The following is an 18,058-nucleotide window of genomic DNA, read 5'->3' on the forward strand; positions in this document are numbered from 1 at the left end:
GCGTGTGAAACCGTTTTTTTGGTCCACACGCACTTGATGGTTAATTTACTTTAAATTAAGACGTTCTTTAACTAAGGCCTCTACCTCTTCAGCCGTATCAAGGTTTAAGGCATCGTCAACTAATTTTGCACATTCCGTCGTGTCTAACTTCGACATCATGCTCCGGGTCCGTAAGATGGAAGTGGCGCTCATCGAGTATTCATCAAGTCCCATTCCCATCAGCAATGGTAAGGCGAGTTGATCCCCAGCCATTTCACCACACATGGCTGCCTTGGCATCATGCCGGTGGGCTGCATCAATCACATGCTTGATTACACTCAAGAGAGCGGGGTTTAATGGTTGGTAGAGGTAAGAAACCGCATCGTTACCCCGGTCGGCTGCAAAGAAGTATTGAATCAGATCGTTGGTCCCGATACTAAAGAAGTCAACTTCCTTGGCTAGAGCGTCAGCGTTCACGGCAGCTAATGGAACTTCGATCATCATCCCAATCTTAACGTTGTCCCCTAAACCAGGGTGATCCGCTTGAACTTCCGCCTTGGCTTCTTCGTAAATTTGCTTAGCCGCCCGTAATTCAGCGACAGTCGCAATCATTGGGAACATGATTTCAATTGGACCAAATTCTGAAGCCCGAATTAGAGCCCGTAATTGGGTCTTAAACATGTCTGGTTGTTCCAAACAAATCCGGATGGCCCGGTAACCCAAGAATGGATTCAATTCTTCCGGAAGAGGCATGTAATCTAATGGCTTGTCACCACCGATATCCATCGTCCGAACCACGACTGGTTTACCATCCATCCCAACTACGGCCGCCTTGTAGGCCTTGAATTGTTCTTCTTCAGATGGGAAGTGGTCACTACTCATGTATAAGAATTCTGACCGGAATAACCCAACCCCGTCAGCACCTTGGGCCATAGCATCTTCCACGTCGTCAGGGGTCCCAATGTTAGCCGCAATTTCAAAGTCTTTGCCGTCTTTAGACTTGGATGGTGCGTCGACCATCTTAGCCCATTCAGCCCGTTCTGCTTCAAAGGCGGCGGCCTTATCTTCGTATTCCTTCACTTCGGCTTCACTTGGGTCAACAATCGCATCCCCATTTAAACCGTCAACGATCACGGTTTGACCTTGCTTAGCGGTAGTAGTGATTTCTTGTGAACCGACAATAGCTGGGATCCGTAGAGTCCGTGACATAATCGCCGCGTGACTCGTCCGGCCACCAAGATCCGTGACCATCCCTTTGACATACTTGGCATCCATTTGAGAAGTATCAGATGGGGTAATTTCGTGCGCCACAATGACAACTGGGTGATCAATCCCCGCGATGTTAGGTAATTCTTTGCCCATTAAGTTACTCATGGCCCGCTTAGCCACATCCTTAACGTCGGCAGCCCGTTCTTGCATGTAGGCATTATCAATCATGGCCGCTAACATATCTGAGAAGTTAGTCGTTACCTTATCAACAGCTTCTTCGGCGCTGGTTTGGTTTGATTCAATATCATCTTTGATTTGTGAGAGCATTTCCGGATCGGAAAGGATCGCAATATGTGCATCAAAGACGGCTAATTCTTCATCACCTAGACGGCTCTTGGCATTTTCCTTGATGGTTTCTAATTGACTAATTGAGTCTTGGAAGGCCTTTTCGACCCGCGCATATTCCGCCGCGGTGTCGTCAACCTTCTTCTTGTCATATGACAAATCAGGATCAACTAAGAGATAGGCTGGGGCAACCCCAATCCCATCACTAGCAGCAATTCCTTTTACAACTTGTGACATAAACATTGTCCTCCTTCACATCTTATGTGATAACCGTTTAACATAACACTTATACATTATAAACCGCTTTCATAGATGAAACAATTGATTTTTCGGAAAATGGTAATGTAATTAATTCACTAAGCTAATTCTAGTAAATCTCGCGGTTGATTAATTAAGAAATCAGGCTTTTCCGCTTTCAATTCATCGACATCGTGAGCTCCCCAAATTACTCCACAAGTTTTGATATGAGCACTCTTCCCCATTTGAATGTCATATTTGGCGTCACCAATCATCACCGACTCATCAAGTGAATATTGATATTGGTCAATCAACATTAATAAAGCATCCGGAGCTGGTTTGGGGTGCTTAACTACATCAAATCCTACTGCTTCCTTAAAATACTGATCAATACCAAGTTTGGTAAGGTTTCGTTTTAATGCCTTAGTTTCTTTAGCAGAAACTACAAACATATTTTTACCATTCTCCTTTAATGATGCTAACGTTTCTAGCATCCCGTTGTATAAAGACGTATCTTGATCTTCGTATTCTATATAGAATTGTCGAAATTTTCTAACCAGCTCATTGATTTCGTCAGATAATAAGTTTCGATTTGCCATTTGGGGAAATGAATCTGGAGCTGGCATCCCCATATAACTTGAGATTTCCGCTTCGCTAGGAACATCTAAATTTGAATCTTGAAAAGCCGCTTGAGTTGCATGAACTGAAGCCATTCCTGAATCAGCAAGAGTTCGATCAAAATCGAAAAAATAATTTTTTATCATTTACATCCACCTAAAAAAGAAGTGGCTATTCTACTAACCACTTCTTTAACAAATCACAATCATTTATTTTGGATTAGCGAAATTAATCCCAATATTTATCAATCTCACTCTTGAATTCAAGAGCAGCTGCATGAGGATCATCCGCACCATGAATAGCACGTCCAGCAATAAATGTATATACTGGAACACCTTCAAACAACTTAATTACGTCCGGTTTCATACCACCAGTAACCGAGACCTTAAATCCCATGTTAATCAACTTCTTAACTGACTCTAAATCCTTTTCACCCCATGTTTGACCAGCAAACTTGGCATCCCGACTTTGGTGGTAAACCACTTGGTCAACACCATTATCTAACCAAGCTTGTGCTCGTTCCTCATTGTCCCAGCCTTCATATAATTCAACTTGGACTTCAATTTCTTTTTGAGCACTGGCCATTGTTGGAACAGTAGCAGCGTTGATACAAGTCATCCAATCTGCACCAGCTTTTTTACATTCTTCGGCAACGTGACCACCAGCATCTGCAGTTTTAGTATCAGCCAAGATAATCTTATCTGGTGCAACTGCGCGAAGTGCCCGAACAGCATCAAGCCCTTCCTCATAGATCAATAGAGTTCCGGCTTCTACAACGTCAACAACATCTCCTACTTGTCGAACAATATTTAGAGCTGTTGCAGTATCTTCAGTATCCAGAGCTACTTGAAGCATTGGTTTTGTCATATTTCACTTCTCCTTAAGTTTATATTAATTAAACTTACTCTTTAAATCAGCATCTTCAATTGCCTTTACAATTTCAGGAACTGACATTGGATTCTTAATAGGTAAAACAATGGCTCCGTTAGCCCGCGCATCATCAAACATATTGTTAAAAGCAACTGATGTAAATACAACGTCGTAGTTTTTAGCAGTCCCTTTAGCTTCTGAAACAGAACAATGGGAAGATTGAACATTCTTAAATCCACATTGCTTCAAAGCCTTTTCTGCAGTCCGCATCATCATTAAACTAGTACCAGAACCATTGGCACAGGCTGTTAACATCTTCATTGGTAATTCCTCCTAAAATTTAAACAATTTACTTTATACCTAAATTATATACTACCGATTAAAATTAATCTTCAGCGGCACCTTCAGCTTCATCATGATGCGATGCCTTCCATGCTTCGTAATCCGTAACAACTTGGAAGTATCCCTTTGGATCGGCACGATATTGAAGCTGCGGAATTGCGACAAGAATAATGATTACTAGAGCGATTCCGATGTATCCCATATACTTCATTAAGACGGTGAAGAATGGCCATACAGTTGCCCAGTCGAACATCCCGATGTAACCACCGTATTGTGCCATTCCAACCCAGGTAGCAATTAAAGCAGATCCTGAAATTTGGATCAAACCACAAAGGAATGGGAATAGCATAGCCGCAACAACACCACCACGGTTGTTAGCATATACGGCAATCGCTGCGTTATCAAAGAACATCGGAATAAATCCAGCGATAACAATTGTTGGTGAATGGAATACTAACAATAGAATAATCATCACGAATTGTCCTAAAGCCCCAAACATAAATCCGATAGTGGCAGCATTAGATGCATCACCGAATCCTAACGTAGCGGCAACGTCGATACCAGGAACAGAACCTGGTAACCAGCGATCTGAGATACCTTGGAATGATTCTGTAAGTTCGGCAACGAAAGTCCGAACCCCAAGTTGAAGAATTGCTAGATAAACTGCGAAATTAAGCGAAGTCGTCAATAGGTAGAACAAGAAACTTTGATCAGCAGTCATAAATTTGGCATGAACTAGATATGGCTTACCAAGAACGATCAAAATAATCCCAAAGAAGACAATCATTAGAATTGAAGTAGATACCATGTTGTCATTAAACATTGACATGAATCCTGGCAATTCAATATCTTCAAGTCGCCTACCACTCTTGCGACCTTTCTTCTTGTTACTCTTCCCCCACATCTCGGCAAGTTTAGCGAAGAAGAAGATCCCAAACATTTGTTGGTGGGCAATAGCGAATCCAGCCCCATCCGTCAATTCTTGAGTAATCCCAACTGTTAGGTTTGAACCAACGGCCCAGTATAACCCAAGAATAATACTCATGACGATTAAAATCGGAATTTCCCGCATTTTAGGGAAACAGAATAAGAATAACCAGAATGCCGTTGCTGCTTGTTGAACTTGAACGTTACCAGTTGTAAATACTGAACGTAACTTCGTCCATTTTTGGAAACGAACTAACAAAATGTTAAAAATATAAGCAAACAAAAGCAATAGCATAGTGTCGGCAAAAGTTCGACCAAAAGTCTTGTAAATTCCGGCAGTCACGGCATTTTGACCAAAATATGGGTCGGTAACCATGGCGCTTAAGTTAAACCGATCTCTTAATCCAACTAGAATCGGACGGAAGGAATTAACTAATCCAGCAGACCCGACGTTTAAGATCAAATAACCTACAGTGGCTTTCAAAAAGCCTGAAACACATTCATACCATGGCTTACGTTCCAACAGATAACCTAATAGAACAATAAACCCAATCATGAATGCTGGTTGTTCAAGGATGTTAGTAGCAAAATACTCCCAACATGCCATTAAAAAATTAAGTACAGCGTCCATTTATTTATCCCCCTACATATTGTGCTTTTCCATCACAGCTTTGTAATCATCGAGATTCTTAACGCCCATCAAATCTTCAACCATTTCATCTTCCATTAACATATCAGACAAATTAGCGATATTTTGCATGTGTTGTTCAGAATCTTTAGCTGCAAGCATGAAGAATAGCCGTGCATCCTTCTCTGGGTTGCCTTCTTCAAATGAAACTGTCTCTGGAATGATGGTACAACCAATTCCAGTTCCAAGCACACCTTCATTTTTAGCTGATGAGTGTGGCATGGCAACACCTGGAACAATCACAATATATGGGCCATATTCTTTAACATCTGAAATCACTTGGTCAATATACTGATCGGTAACTAGCCCTTTCTCCTTCATAATTTCACCGCTCAGTCTTAACGCTTCTTCCCAATCTTTTGGTTGTTGATTGGTAATATTAAGCAGACCATTTTCTAAAAAATAACGAAGCATAATCTTTCCTCCAACCGCGTAGATACGGATGTCATCTTGGCATACCAAACTCACGTCTACGCAGCCGCAATGATCATTTTTTCAATATTTTTATAGTAATTCTGGGAATGGTAAGTCGTTTTCATGTTTGAAGGCATCATGGAATCCACGATCGTACATATATTCACGCTTATCCTTGTCTTGTGGGTAATTAAACTCCCCACCAACTTGAAGAATATATGGAATGAATTGGTAGTTAAGACGGTAACGCTTGCGTTCCCATAAAGCGAAGATATCTTTTGGATCAGTGAAGAAGTTGCTCCAAATATCCCAGTGCATTGGAATAACAACCTTCGTCTTAAGATCTTCAGACATCCGAAGCACTTGTGAATCATCAAGCTTATCTGTAACACCACGTGGGTTTTCACCGTAAGCACAAACCGCAACGTCGATCTTGTTTTCATTACCGTGCTTGGTAAAGGTATTTGACATGTGAGAATCAGCGGCGTCATATAAGTTACCACCAGAAGTCTCAAATAGGTAGTTAACCGCAATCTTACTCATGTCCTTAGGATAGGTTCCCGCTAACTTAACGTTAGGGTCATCTTCTGTAACTAACTCTGTCCGGTCGAAAGCTTCAAGAGCTTTAACATGAACCGCACCAATTTCTAATTCATCACCTGGCTTAACAACAACTGTCTTTTCCTTTGGAATACCCCATTCAAGCCATTCATCAACCACACCCTGTGGACCAACAAACTTAGCATTAGGACAATTCTTGTTAATTGATGCTGCCGTATAAATATCAAGGTGGTCATGATGCGTATGGGTAACAAACAAAGCATCAACATCTTTAACAGCAAATGGGTCTAAGACATATGGACGATTACGCAAATTAGGTTGTTGTTCATGTCCACCATTCATCCGCATCATTTGGTGGCCTTTACGCATTTCACCATCACCATGGGTATGCTTACCAGTACCATTCCAAAGGTCAACCACAATGTTTGTATTTTCGTGTGTCTTTAACCAGAATCCCATACATCCAGTCCACCACATAGCGAAACTACCTTCAGGAACTTGCTTATTAGCAATCGTTTCATTGAGGTAAGTTCCCCATTCTGGGAAAACGTTAGCAGTCCAAACTTCTTTAGTAACATCATTAATATTCTTAGGTGAAGCCATTTGAATATTCCTCCTTAATAATTCAACAACATCTCTGCCGTTTGTTACTTTTTACACTTATTATTATTGAACCCACAGAAACCGTTTTCAACTGTTTTATATGATAAAAATGTATGTTTTACGTTACTTTATAATCATTGATTTCTTTTAACAAAAATAAAAGCCTTTACATTACCTTTTTAACGTTATTTAATTCTATATACGTGATTTTTATGTTAAAATAAGCTCGTTAATGGAGGTAATTTATCTTGAATACATCAATTAAATCTTTATTCATTAAAGGATATTACGGATGGAAAGTTGTTTTTAATATCCTAATTTATCTGGCATTCTTCGCATATGTACTGTACCTGATTATCCAAGCGTCTCACATTAGTACTAAGATTCTTTATTCGTTAATTTTAATCATTATTTTAGGAACGTGCTTATATTACGAATACCTTAAGCAACTCTATCACAAGACGGTCGGCATTCTAATTAACGATTGCGACCCTATTAAGGCACGTCATTCATCAGAACTTCTTAGAAAACGTGACCTTTTCAACGGTTTTAAAGGATCACTAACTATCTTCAATGTCCTTCTATTGATGGATGAAGGGAAATACGATGAATGTCGTCAATACTTAATTGATAATGATAAATTCTTCCGAGCATCGATAGATAATATTTTCATTAAGTTTCATACAGAATTACAGTTAGCTTGGCTATTAGATAATCCGTCGCTTGGTGAATCGGCCATGACTGGTTTAAATAAAATTAGAAATACCAATCAAAAGAAATATTCTCCCCTTTTCTCATGGGACGAGATTGATGGTCTTAATTGCTACATTAAAAGTCGATATTCTAAAGCACTTTCTTATTTGAATCACGTTGATACTTCCAAACTAAATGCTCGTGAACAGACATATTTGAATGTTTTAATCGCTGACACCTATCGCGAAAGTGGTAAAACAAACGAAATCGGGACTTATTTACAAAAAGCAAGGATGAATGGTAATAAACTAGCCATTGTAAAAAAATGAAATTGGGGCATGTGACATGAAAAATTCACTTGAAACGATTAATCAAAGACGTAATCAAATTATTGATGTCCTGCAAAAAAAAGGACAATTGTCCATTCCTGAACTTAGCAAGTTAACGAATGTTTCTGAAATGACAATCCGACGTGATTGCAAAGAACTAATCAAAATGGGGGAAGTTAACCAAGATCGCGGGTTAATCTCTATCGTTGAACGGAATCCCAAAAATAGCCAAATAGACCCTCACGGTCATATTAAGGACAAATTAGCTGAGGCCGCTGCTGGGTTTGTTGAAGATAATTATTTTATCTCAATTAATTCAAGCTCAACTGCGATGAAGGTGATCAATTACATCAAAAACAAAAACATTGTAATCCACACTAATAATGCAAATGTCGTCAATTTAAATCGTAACGATAATTGCTCAATCGTCCTAAGTGGTGGCGAACTCACCTCAGACAATATTCTTGTAGGTAACGAGACTATTAACTCCTTTAACGCCGCTCGTGCCAACCTAGCTATTATCGGTTGCGCTGGGGTTAACGTTGAAAACGGTATCTCGACCCCTGTCTTTCGTGAGGCTGATGTTAATCGTTCTATCATCCGTCATTGCCAGAAACTGATTCTAGTTGCTGACTATTCTAAAATTGGCCCCGTTTCAAACTTTACAATTGGTGATGTTAGTGATATTGATATATTAATCACTGATAACTTTGCTGATAAAGCTGTGCTAGATAGACTGCAAAATCATGGCGTTGAGGTGATTCAAATTCCTATTTAATTGGAGAGGAGAACACATTTTGGATATTATAAATAGTTATTTCGAGCTAGCCGATGGAAATCGAATGCCCCGAGAAGGATTTGGAGTTTATAAAATTACTGATCAAACTATCTTAAATCAATCTATTCAAGCTGCCTATCAAACCGGTTACCGACTTTTTGATACAGCACAAATGTACGGTAATGAAGCAATGTTGGGCAACGCATTGAAAGATTTGGATGTTAATCGCGATGAACTTTTCATTACTACTAAGGTCAGCGAAGCTAATCAGGGATATGATCAAACCGTTAAATCCGTACAACAATCATTGAAAGATCTTCAACTCGAATACGTTGATCTACTACTAGTTCATTGGCCTATTCATCAACATTTCTTTGAAACCTGGCGAGCTTTTGAAGACCTGAAAAAAATGGGGCTAACTAAATCAATTGGAACAAGTAATTATGGGATGGGTCACCTCCAATTATTAGCCACCAAAGCTCGTGAAATGCCAACCGTCAATCAACTGGAACGTCACCCTTGGTTTAACCAATCTGCAATGATTAAATTTGACCAAGACAACCATATAATTACGCAGGCTTGGGCGCCTCTTGGTCGGGGACGAATGATGAGTAATCCTAGTTTAGTAAGCATCGCTGAATCTCACGAAAAATCCGTTGCCCAAGTTATTCTTCGGTGGCAACTCCAAAGTGATATCGCATTTATTCCAAAATCATCACATACCGAACGTATTCAAGAAAATGCTTCTATTTTTGATTTTGAATTAACCTCAGATGAGATTAAACAAATCGATAGCCTTAACCAAAACACACGTATTAGCCAAGAACCAGAATTAGTTTACGAACTCGGTCATCAATATCCACATAACTAAAAAAGAACGGAGCTAACTATCGACCATAAATTGGTCATTAGTTAGCTCCGTTTATTTATTCATGATCTGCTAACGATTCTCCGTTAGACTCAATCACTTTTTTCATCCAATAATATGATTTCTTTGGCGTCCGTTTTAGAGTCCCATTACCTAAATCGTCCATATCTACATATACAAATCCGTAACGTTTTTTCATTTCTCCCGTTGATAATGATACGAGATCAATTGGTCCCCACATTGTGTATCCTAAACATGGCACATGGTCTTGATTAATAGCATCCGCCATTGCCGATAAGTGGTCCTGAAGATAGTTAATGCGCTCATCATCTTCGACATAACCATTTTCATCTGCCTGATCAATAATTCCAATTCCATTTTCAACAATGAAGATCGGTTTTTGAATTCGATCATAAATCATATTCATCGTATACCTTAGTCCCAAAGGATCAAGGCCCCATCCCCACGGTGTCTCTTTTAAATATGGATTAGAACTACCGCCAACGTTAAACCAATCATCGCCATCTTTTGTAATATTTGAACGATAGTAACTAAATGAAATGAAATCTAACTGCCCTTTATTCAGGATTTCTTCATCCTCTGTCGCCATTTCAATTTCACTTAAGCCCTCAATACCGTGATGCAGTAAAATATCATCTGCATAAGATGGATAATATCCTCGACCCATCGTATCAACAAAATACCAATTTTCTCGTAATTGTTGCATATTATGGAAAACATCTTGTGGTTTGCAAGTCGCTGGATAGAAAGTACTCAAGGCGTACATGGTGCTAAACTTACTATTCGGTATCATTTCATGCCCCATAATAACCGTTTTGGCAGAGGCAACAAACATATTATGGGCCGCTTGATAACGGTCGATCCCCTGGTTCTTCCGAACACCAGTTGGGCCAAATCCTCGAACCGCATTAATCTCATTAAAAGTCAGCCAGTATCGACACCGATCACCGTAACGTTCAAACAAAACTTTGGCATACTTTACATATAAATCAATTAACTCTCGTGATGCCCAACCATTATATTTTAATGCTAAATTCATTGGCATTTCATCATGGCAAATGGTAATCAATGGCTCCATTTTATATTTAGCCATCTCGTTAATCACATCATCATAGAATTTCAAACCAGCCTCATTGGGCGTCTCTTCTTCTCCAGTTGGAAAAATCCGACTCCAGCTAATCGAGAAACGGTATACATTAAATCCCATTCCGGCCATCAATTTAATATCTTCTTTGTAATGATGATAAAAATCGACAGCTTTATGACTCGGATAGTATTGACCATCAATAAATACTGGCTTCGCTTCATCCGGAACAGTCTCCGCATCAATAAATGAACTAGCTGGTCCAATAATAGTTCCATCAGGCATTTCCATAGTATGATGACGGGGATTCTCTACTGATCCATTAGTTTCGTAATCGTGAGTTGATAGACCTCGACCACCTTCATCATATCCACCTTCATATTGAAAATCGGCAGTTGCACCACCCCATAAAAAACCTTCCGGTAACTTTTTATTATTTTCCATAGTATTCACCCCTAATTAAGACGATCACCAACATTGATTGATCCTTGGTCTTTTAATTTAATATCATTATTCTTAGCGTCAGTTATAACTAAGATTGTCGTCAAATCATATCCTTCATCTTCTATTTGTTTACGATCAACTTTTACAATTGGTTGTCCTGCCCTAACTATCTCACCTTGTTTAGCCAAAACATCAAAACCTTCACCGTTTAACTTAACCGTATCCAGTCCAATATGAACTAGTAGTTCCGTCCCGTCATTCATTTGTATTCCGAAGGCATGACCAGTCGGGAAAAGGGAAACAATTTCACCATTAGCAGGTGAACAAATGAAATCTCCACTAAGCTTAAAGGCAACTCCATCACCCATCATTCTAGTTGAGAAGACTTCATCATTAACCTGTTCAACATTCTCTAACTCACCACTAGCTACCGCAACAATCGCATCATCAGGATATTCTTTTTGTACAGGTTCATTTTCTGACACCTGTTGCTCACTAGGCACATCTTCAAATCCAACGATGTAAGTAACAATGGCAGCAACAACAATCGAAGTAACACATCCCGCGAACATGGCCAATGCCGTTTTCTCGAAGATTGCTAACGCTAACAGATTAGAATATCCCATGATATAAGCACGGGCACCTAACAATCCAGCCACGATTCCGCCGGCAAAGCCTCCTGCCATGACCCCATACATTGGTTTTTTCAATCGTAGGTTAACCCCATAAATCGATGGTTCGGTAACACCAGCAACAATGGCGCCAACCGCCAACGACCAACATTCACTACGGAATTTTTTATTCTTTGTTCTTAAAGCAACTCCAATGTTCGCACCACCTTCAGCCATGTTATGAGCAGTGAAAGCTGGCCGAAGCAAAGCGTCATATCCAGGATTAGTTAATAGTTGTGGCATGAATGGAGTGATTGCTTGGTGCATTCCGGCCATGACCATCCATGGTAAGGCAGCAGCTAAAAGTCCAACAGCAAACGGTCCAATAGTACTGTTTAAGAACATAAACATTGAAGCAATGACTTGACCAAGATAGTTCCCTAGAGGTCCAAGGATTATAAACCCCAAAGATCCAGCCACAAAAATCGTTCCCATCCCGACGAAAATCGCTTTAAAGATTCCTGGAACAATCTTGTTTAAAAACTTCTCTGTATAATAAGCTACTAAAGATATCAGCAAGGCTGGCAAAAGCGATGTTGAATAAGACAATATGGGTACATTAATTCCAAATAAAGAAGCACTTACACTATTTGGGTGAGCGGCTAACTGAGTAACTAATGAATAAAAATTATTATGCAGTAAAGCGGCGGCCGCAACCATTGAATAGATTGGTGTAGCGCCTAGTTTAGTAGCCGCTTCATAAGCAACGAAAATTGGCATAAAGTAAAATGGCGAATCTGCAATAACAGAAAGTAATAGATAACTGCTACTCTTCGCAAAATTTGCATCGATGAAAGTAACCACTAACAGTAAGGCTACTTTAAGCATCCCACCAGCAACAAGTCCAGGAACCATTGGCATAACAGCTCCCGATACGAAACCAATTATCTTACTACCTGCATTTTTCCAAGACCAAGGTTCTTTTTTGGGTTCATCGACATTTTCATTAATAACTTGACCAGCCTTCACATCAAAATCATTCATGATGGCCTCATAGACCGGCAATAAATTCTGACCAAGAATCACTTGATACTGTCCACCAGCATAAACAACCCCTACGACGCCATCAAGATTTTGAATTGCATCTTTATCGGTCTTTTTAACATCCTTTAATATAAACCGAAGTCGCGTCATACAGTGACCAACACTATTTACATTTTCCTGTCCACCAACATTATTTATAATATCGGCAGCTAACTTATGATAGTCCATGTTCATCCTCCTGATATTTTTATCTATTAAAAAGATAATTTTTCTATCTATAATTTATCAGTTGATGTAATCGCTTTCAATATTATATGATAAATTTATCAAAATTATTGAGAGGTAGAAGCCTTGGATGTTTTAGAAAACATAAAAATTCGCCGTCCTCATCTAACAAAGACTGAACGAAAATTTGCTGATTTTATTTTGGCAGAGCCCAATCGAATCTACGCCCCTTCCATCAGTAATTTAGCTGATCAAGCTGGTACATCCATTGCTACCATCCAAAGATTCTGTCTCGCTATCGGCTATGATGGCTTCAGCGAGTTTAAATTCAACGTCTTAGACTATCTAAATTCAAAAGAGGTTGATTATTCTAATAAAGACTGGAATTCATATTTAGATACTATAAAACAACTCCCTAGTATTTTTTCACAAGAGCCTACCAAAAATTTGATTAATTCCATTCTTAACTCACGGACAACTTATGTTCTAGGAACACATTATTCCTTTTCGTCAGCTTATGAATTATCAACTGGTCTTAACGATCTTGGATATCAAAGTATTCAGGTTGGCGTTAACAATCCAATCCGTGAACAAAGCTTAGGGCATTTTATTGATTCAAAATCAACCATTATCGTCTTCTCTATTAGTGGGGTTAAATTAATTTACCCACATCTGCTAAAGGATTCTAATTTTAAAAATTCGAACCGAACTTTCCTGATTACCATGAATAAAAATGCGGAAATGAGTAAATTTTTCTCCCAAACAATCTTACTTCCCGGAAATATAGCCAATCGAAATTCAGTAATTGATATTCAATCGATCCCCATCGCATACACTGAATTAATATTAAATCGACTGTACTCAAAAAGGAGTTAGCCTCAAGTCATGAGGTTAACTCCTTAATTTTTCTATTCATGCTTTGCGTGATCTTTTGAGTGTGCGCTATTTTGTCCATAGTAAGCATTAGCCCCATGCTTACGATAGTAGTGCTTATCCAGTAAGTATTGTGGCAAACGAGTATTGTCCATCGTCATTTGCATAGTATGGTAATCTTCTTCGGCAACCACTTCCAGAACCTTAGCGTTGTATACTGCCTTGGCAGGTGTTGGTCCCCAAGTAAATGGGCCGTGTTGGCTAACTAACGTTCCTGGAGTTGCTTCATAATCTAGACCACGTTCTTCAAAAGTCTTAACAATAGTCTTACCAGTGTTACCTTCGTAATCTTCTTCAATTTCTTCTTTCGTTAATGCATCCGCTGCTGGAATGTCATTGTAGAAAGTATCTGCATGGGTTGTATTCATGGCTGGAATATCTAATTTAGCAGCCGCAAATGAAACCGCCCATGGAGAGTGAGTATGAACAATCCCACCAATCTTAGGGAAGTGGTTATATAAATAAGTATGAGTTGGCGTGTCAGATGATGGATTATAATCACCTTCAACCACTTCACCCTTTAAATTAACAACTACCATATCTTCTGGTTTTAAATCATTGTAATCAACACCTGATGGCTTAATAACAAATAAACCTTTTTCACGATCAATTCCCGAGACATTCCCCCAAGTAAAAGTAACTAACCCTAACTCTGGTAATTGCATATTAGCATCATAAACTTCTTTTTTTAGTTCTTCTAACATCTTGTCATCTCCTCTGAATCAATAATTTTACTTTACAACAGGTTCTTGTGTAATACCAACTTTTTCGAATAAATCATCGAAGTATTGTTTAGCCGCTCGTACTTCAGCTAATGGATCACTGTCTCCATTATCGCCACCCCACATCTCGATAGTGTAGCTTCCAGAATAATCCAAGCGTGCTAACGTCCGAAGGGTCCCTTCAAAATCAACACATCCTTCGCCAAATGGAACATTCTTAAATTGTCCCTTAGAGGTCGGAGTTACCGCTTTAGTATCTTTTAAATGCACAGCAGCAATATTGTCTACGTTAGTTTCCAGATCATAAGCAACATTATTTTCAGGCCAAGCAGTAATGTTCCCTAAGTCAGGATAGCATTGTAACCAAGGACTGTGAATCATGGTCTTAAGATAATCAATCTTTTCCATTGAATTCAAGAATAGATCATCCATCGTTTCAATGGACAACATCACCATTTTCTTTGCTGCCATTTCAACACATTTCTTAAGATTTTCAACAAATAACTCACGACTGTTAACCGTTTTTTCTTCATAAAAAACGTCGTAGCCAGCCATTTGAATATTCCGAATTCCCAAGTCAACCGCTAAATCAATGGCCTTTTGCATCATTTCTAAAGACTTTTGGCGAATAACCGGATCCTTTGACCCTAAAGGATAGCGACGGTGTCCAGATAACATCATCGTATTAATTCGACTATTAGTCTTCCACATGGCATCGCGAAATTCTTGACGCTCTTCCCTCGTCCAATCTAAGCGAGCCAACCGTTCATCACTCTCATCAATTGAAAATTCAATAAAATTAAATCCTAGGTCATGAACTAAATTAAATTTTTCTTCCCATGTTAAACTCTGTGGAAGAGCTTTTTCATAAATTCCTAACGCATTTTCAGTCATTTTCAGCAATCCTTTCCTGCATCTTTTTAAATGATTTCCATGAATCTTTTAACGCATCCATGAAGATAACGTATTGAGCATACTTTTCATCATAAATTTTAACCTGATCAAATTGTGGTTCAAATCGTTGACGAACTTTTGACATTTTCGCAGATGCTTCTTCTAGTGAAGAGTATACTCCTGTCCCTACAGCGCTCGCAATTGAGCCTCCTAAGCCCCCTAATTCAGTCGCTTCTACAATTTCAATCGGAAACTTTAATATGTCAGAAAAAATTTGAATCCATGCTTTGGAATTAGTTGCTCCACCAGACATTCGTAAAACAGTCGGCTTCTTATCTGTTGCTCTCATCAACTGTTCAATATGATAACGATGAGCAAAGGCAATCCCCTCATAAACCGCCCGAATCATCTCTGATTTAGTAGTCGTACTTCGAAGTCCAATAAACGATCCCTCAGCATCTGGCGCGCTATTACTACCATATAAGAACGGATAAAACAACACTTGACAATAATGAGCATCCGTACTTTCAAGGAATTGTTCTAGGGTATCGTAGATCGATTCTCCATTTGCTTCCGCATCCCGAGTTTCGGCTGTCATCAGCATTCGTAAAATAATCGCTAGATTCCCTGCCGAAGTTGGGCTCGATGCTTCAACCAAATTTTTCCCAGTGGGAAAAATTGAATTCATTAGATTACTAGATTCCGGAGCCATTGTATCACACGGGAAAATATTCATGTTCCAGGTTCCGGCAATAATACTAAACTTATCATCATCTAGCACACCAGTTGCAATTGCGCACGCATCAATATCAAACATTCCACCAAATACTGGAGTACCAGCAACAAGTCCCGTCTTTGCAGCAGCTTGGTCAGAGATTACACCACGTTGGTCAGTCGCTTTTATCAACGGTGGCATTTGATCATACATTTCAGGAATGCCAAAGAATTCAAAGAGCTTGCGGTCATAATGACCTAAATCAAGATTAACAAAGTTATTCCCAGAAGCATCGCCAATTTCTTGTTTAACTTCGCCAGTTAATAAATAACCTATGTAATCTTTATTCGATAAAATCGCCCCAATCTGTTGATAATTGTTTGGTTGGTTATCTTTTAACCATCGTAAAATCACCGGCGCCTGACTGGTCATTACATGTTGATGGCTAATCGAGTATATTTCATGAACCCGACTTTCGAATTCTTCAGCTAATTCTTCGGCACGACTATCTGCCGAGAGAATCCCGTTCATAAACGGCTGATGGTTAAGATCCAGGACGTATAATCCTTTACCATGACCAACAGTAGCAACCCCGCTGATTTGAGCACCGGTTAACCCAGCTTCTGCGAGTGCCTTTTGGGTACTTTCACCTAATTTATCCCAAAGATCTGTTAATGATAATTCATGATAACCAGGCTTGGGCTGTAACCCTTTAGTTGGAAAAGCAACTGCTGCCAATTGATGTCCTAATTCATCACAAATCACTACTTTGGTATTGGTACCGCCGTTATCAATTGTTAAAAAGTATTTATGCATACATATAACCTCATATTACTTAGTAGGTTCAATTGAATAAATAGCTACCTCATTTGATTCGCGATTAGCTGATAGTAAGTATTGTTTACCATCCTTCTCGTAGACAATTACGTTACTAGGACCAACCTTTTCGTCAATTAATTGCGCGTCAAGTTGATCGTCCGTAATTAATTCTAAATCTTGTTTGCCATCACGCCAACCAAAGATGAAATATTCCTTACCATCATTTAGCTTGCCGCCCCAGATAGCATGACCAAATGGGGTTTCTGCCCCACTTAAAGAAATCGTTTCAAACTGATCATTAGAAATTCGCAAATATGGGCCATGGAAACCTTCGATAGTTAAATATTCTTGTTTACCATCACCATTCACATCCGCGCTAAAGATATCAGAAGTCTCAATTTCTGACAATTGTTCCAATTGCCAGTCATGACCAGACGTCGGCCAAGTTAATTTAAAGATTCCTTCGACGCCCGTAATCAATGAATAACCATCCATCCGCTTATATCCATGATTCTTAACAATCCGAATATCTAAAGCATGTTGAGTCACTGATTCTTTTTCGTCGTCATATTCACCAACCCAAATTTTACCAGGATCGGACCAGTCATCAATTGACTTCTTAGAATTTGCAATTGAACAACCAATAAACCAATAGCCTTGGCCATCTTTCTTCTTAATTACATCAAATCGATGAACATAGGGAAAGTCACCAACTATCGTTTGGTCCCAACCATTACCATTCCACGTTTCTTTAACAATTCGACACTCTGGAGAGTTAAACCCTGGATAAAATTTTTGGGTAGCCACAAAATTAAGGGTCCCTGGTAATTGAACCATCGTCATGGTCCCACCAACATCTGGCCACACTGTATAACGCTTAAAATTATCATCCAAATCATATGCATAGCATGGTTGGTTTTCTTCTGATGCAATCAATGCAAAATCACGTCCTTCAGCTTGAAGACGCATTACAGCATATCCATGATCTAATTGATCTTTAAAAATTTTTTCAAATTTCATCTTTATCCCCTTATCACTGATAAAGGCATTGGACTAATAAATCCAATGCCCTCGTAAAAACTATT

General features: G+C 39.2%; 17 protein-coding genes. 4 read left to right on the forward strand and 13 right to left on the reverse strand.

Going from position 1 to position 18,058, the window contains the following annotated elements; all coding sequences use genetic code 11:
* Positions 1-45: 45 nt before the first annotated feature.
* From ptsP to ulaG, 7 genes are all read right to left on the reverse strand, one after another.
* Positions 46-1,770 (reverse strand): phosphoenolpyruvate--protein phosphotransferase, encoded by a 1,725-nt coding sequence (ptsP, locus tag PS3_RS01490; RefSeq protein WP_007121798.1) that lies wholly within the window; start codon positions 1,768-1,770, stop codon positions 46-48.
* A gap of 119 nt (positions 1,771-1,889) precedes the next feature.
* The gene (locus PS3_RS01495) at positions 1,890-2,534 is read right to left on the reverse strand and encodes an HAD family hydrolase (protein ID WP_040467869.1); all 645 of its coding nucleotides are present in this window, start codon (positions 2,532-2,534) and stop codon (positions 1,890-1,892) included.
* A gap of 82 nt (positions 2,535-2,616) precedes the next feature.
* On the reverse strand, positions 2,617-3,255 hold the full coding sequence (locus tag PS3_RS01500) for a 3-keto-L-gulonate-6-phosphate decarboxylase UlaD (RefSeq protein WP_007121799.1): 639 nt from the start codon (positions 3,253-3,255) through the stop codon (positions 2,617-2,619).
* Positions 3,256-3,279: 24 nt separating this feature from the next.
* Positions 3,280-3,579 carry a PTS sugar transporter subunit IIB gene (locus tag PS3_RS01505; RefSeq protein WP_040467870.1) on the reverse strand — a complete coding sequence of 100 codons (300 nt, stop codon included), beginning with the start codon at positions 3,577-3,579 and terminating at the stop codon, positions 3,280-3,282.
* Between the two features lie 64 nt (positions 3,580-3,643).
* On the reverse strand, positions 3,644-5,158 hold the full coding sequence (locus PS3_RS01510; protein WP_007121800.1) for a PTS ascorbate transporter subunit IIC: 1,515 nt from the start codon (positions 5,156-5,158) through the stop codon (positions 3,644-3,646).
* A gap of 12 nt (positions 5,159-5,170) precedes the next feature.
* On the reverse strand, positions 5,171-5,629 hold the full coding sequence (locus tag PS3_RS01515) for a PTS sugar transporter subunit IIA (protein WP_040467871.1): 459 nt from the start codon (positions 5,627-5,629) through the stop codon (positions 5,171-5,173).
* Positions 5,630-5,719: 90 nt separating this feature from the next.
* Positions 5,720-6,793 carry an L-ascorbate 6-phosphate lactonase gene (gene ulaG, locus PS3_RS01520; RefSeq protein ID WP_007121801.1) on the reverse strand — a complete coding sequence of 358 codons (1,074 nt, stop codon included), beginning with the start codon at positions 6,791-6,793 and terminating at the stop codon, positions 5,720-5,722.
* A gap of 248 nt (positions 6,794-7,041) precedes the next feature.
* Between ulaG and PS3_RS10410 the strand changes: the two genes are divergently transcribed.
* From PS3_RS10410 to PS3_RS01535, 3 genes are read left to right on the forward strand one after another with little or no spacing between them, the layout of a single operon-like run.
* Entirely contained in the window at positions 7,042-7,815 is a 774-nt protein-coding gene (locus PS3_RS10410) for a hypothetical protein (RefSeq protein ID WP_040467872.1), read from the forward strand.
* Between the two features lie 16 nt (positions 7,816-7,831).
* Positions 7,832-8,593, forward strand: coding sequence for a DeoR/GlpR family DNA-binding transcription regulator (locus tag PS3_RS01530; protein WP_040467873.1), 762 nt, complete (start codon positions 7,832-7,834; stop codon positions 8,591-8,593).
* Between the two features lie 19 nt (positions 8,594-8,612).
* Entirely contained in the window at positions 8,613-9,464 is an 852-nt protein-coding gene (locus tag PS3_RS01535) for an aldo/keto reductase (protein WP_007121802.1), read from the forward strand.
* 55 nt (positions 9,465-9,519) lie between these two features.
* On the opposite strand, the gene PS3_RS01540 is transcribed toward PS3_RS01535, so the two are convergent.
* On the reverse strand, positions 9,520-11,010 hold the full coding sequence (locus PS3_RS01540) for a glycoside hydrolase family 1 protein (protein ID WP_007121803.1): 1,491 nt from the start codon (positions 11,008-11,010) through the stop codon (positions 9,520-9,522).
* Between the two features lie 11 nt (positions 11,011-11,021).
* Positions 11,022-12,893: a glucose PTS transporter subunit IIA gene (locus tag PS3_RS01545; RefSeq protein ID WP_007121804.1), complete on the reverse strand. Its 1,872-nt coding sequence runs from the start codon at positions 12,891-12,893 to the stop codon at positions 11,022-11,024.
* A gap of 123 nt (positions 12,894-13,016) precedes the next feature.
* On the opposite strand from PS3_RS01545, the gene PS3_RS01550 reads away from it, so the two are divergent.
* Positions 13,017-13,766, forward strand: coding sequence for a MurR/RpiR family transcriptional regulator (locus PS3_RS01550; RefSeq protein WP_040467874.1), 750 nt, complete (start codon positions 13,017-13,019; stop codon positions 13,764-13,766).
* 32 nt (positions 13,767-13,798) lie between these two features.
* On the opposite strand, the gene PS3_RS01555 is transcribed toward PS3_RS01550, so the two are convergent.
* Genes PS3_RS01555 through PS3_RS01570 form a run of 4 tightly spaced genes read right to left on the reverse strand, consistent with a single transcriptional unit; the run spans position 13,799 to position 17,993 of the window.
* Positions 13,799-14,527, reverse strand: coding sequence for an L-ribulose-5-phosphate 4-epimerase (locus tag PS3_RS01555; protein WP_007121805.1), 729 nt, complete (start codon positions 14,525-14,527; stop codon positions 13,799-13,801).
* Positions 14,528-14,554: 27 nt separating this feature from the next.
* Complete coding sequence (locus tag PS3_RS01560; protein WP_007121806.1) at positions 14,555-15,439, reverse strand: L-ribulose-5-phosphate 3-epimerase; 885 nt, start codon at positions 15,437-15,439, stop codon at positions 14,555-14,557.
* Positions 15,432-16,970 carry an FGGY-family carbohydrate kinase gene (locus PS3_RS01565; protein ID WP_040467875.1) on the reverse strand — a complete coding sequence of 513 codons (1,539 nt, stop codon included), beginning with the start codon at positions 16,968-16,970 and terminating at the stop codon, positions 15,432-15,434. The genes PS3_RS01560 and PS3_RS01565 overlap by 8 nt, the downstream gene beginning before the upstream one ends.
* 15 nt (positions 16,971-16,985) lie before the next feature.
* Entirely contained in the window at positions 16,986-17,993 is a 1,008-nt protein-coding gene (locus PS3_RS01570; protein WP_081478361.1) for a hypothetical protein, read from the reverse strand.
* Positions 17,994-18,058 lie beyond the last annotated feature (65 nt).

Origin of the sequence: Limosilactobacillus gastricus PS3 (assembly GCF_000247775.1) — a bacterium.
GTDB lineage: Bacteria > Bacillota > Bacilli > Lactobacillales > Lactobacillaceae > Limosilactobacillus > Limosilactobacillus gastricus_A.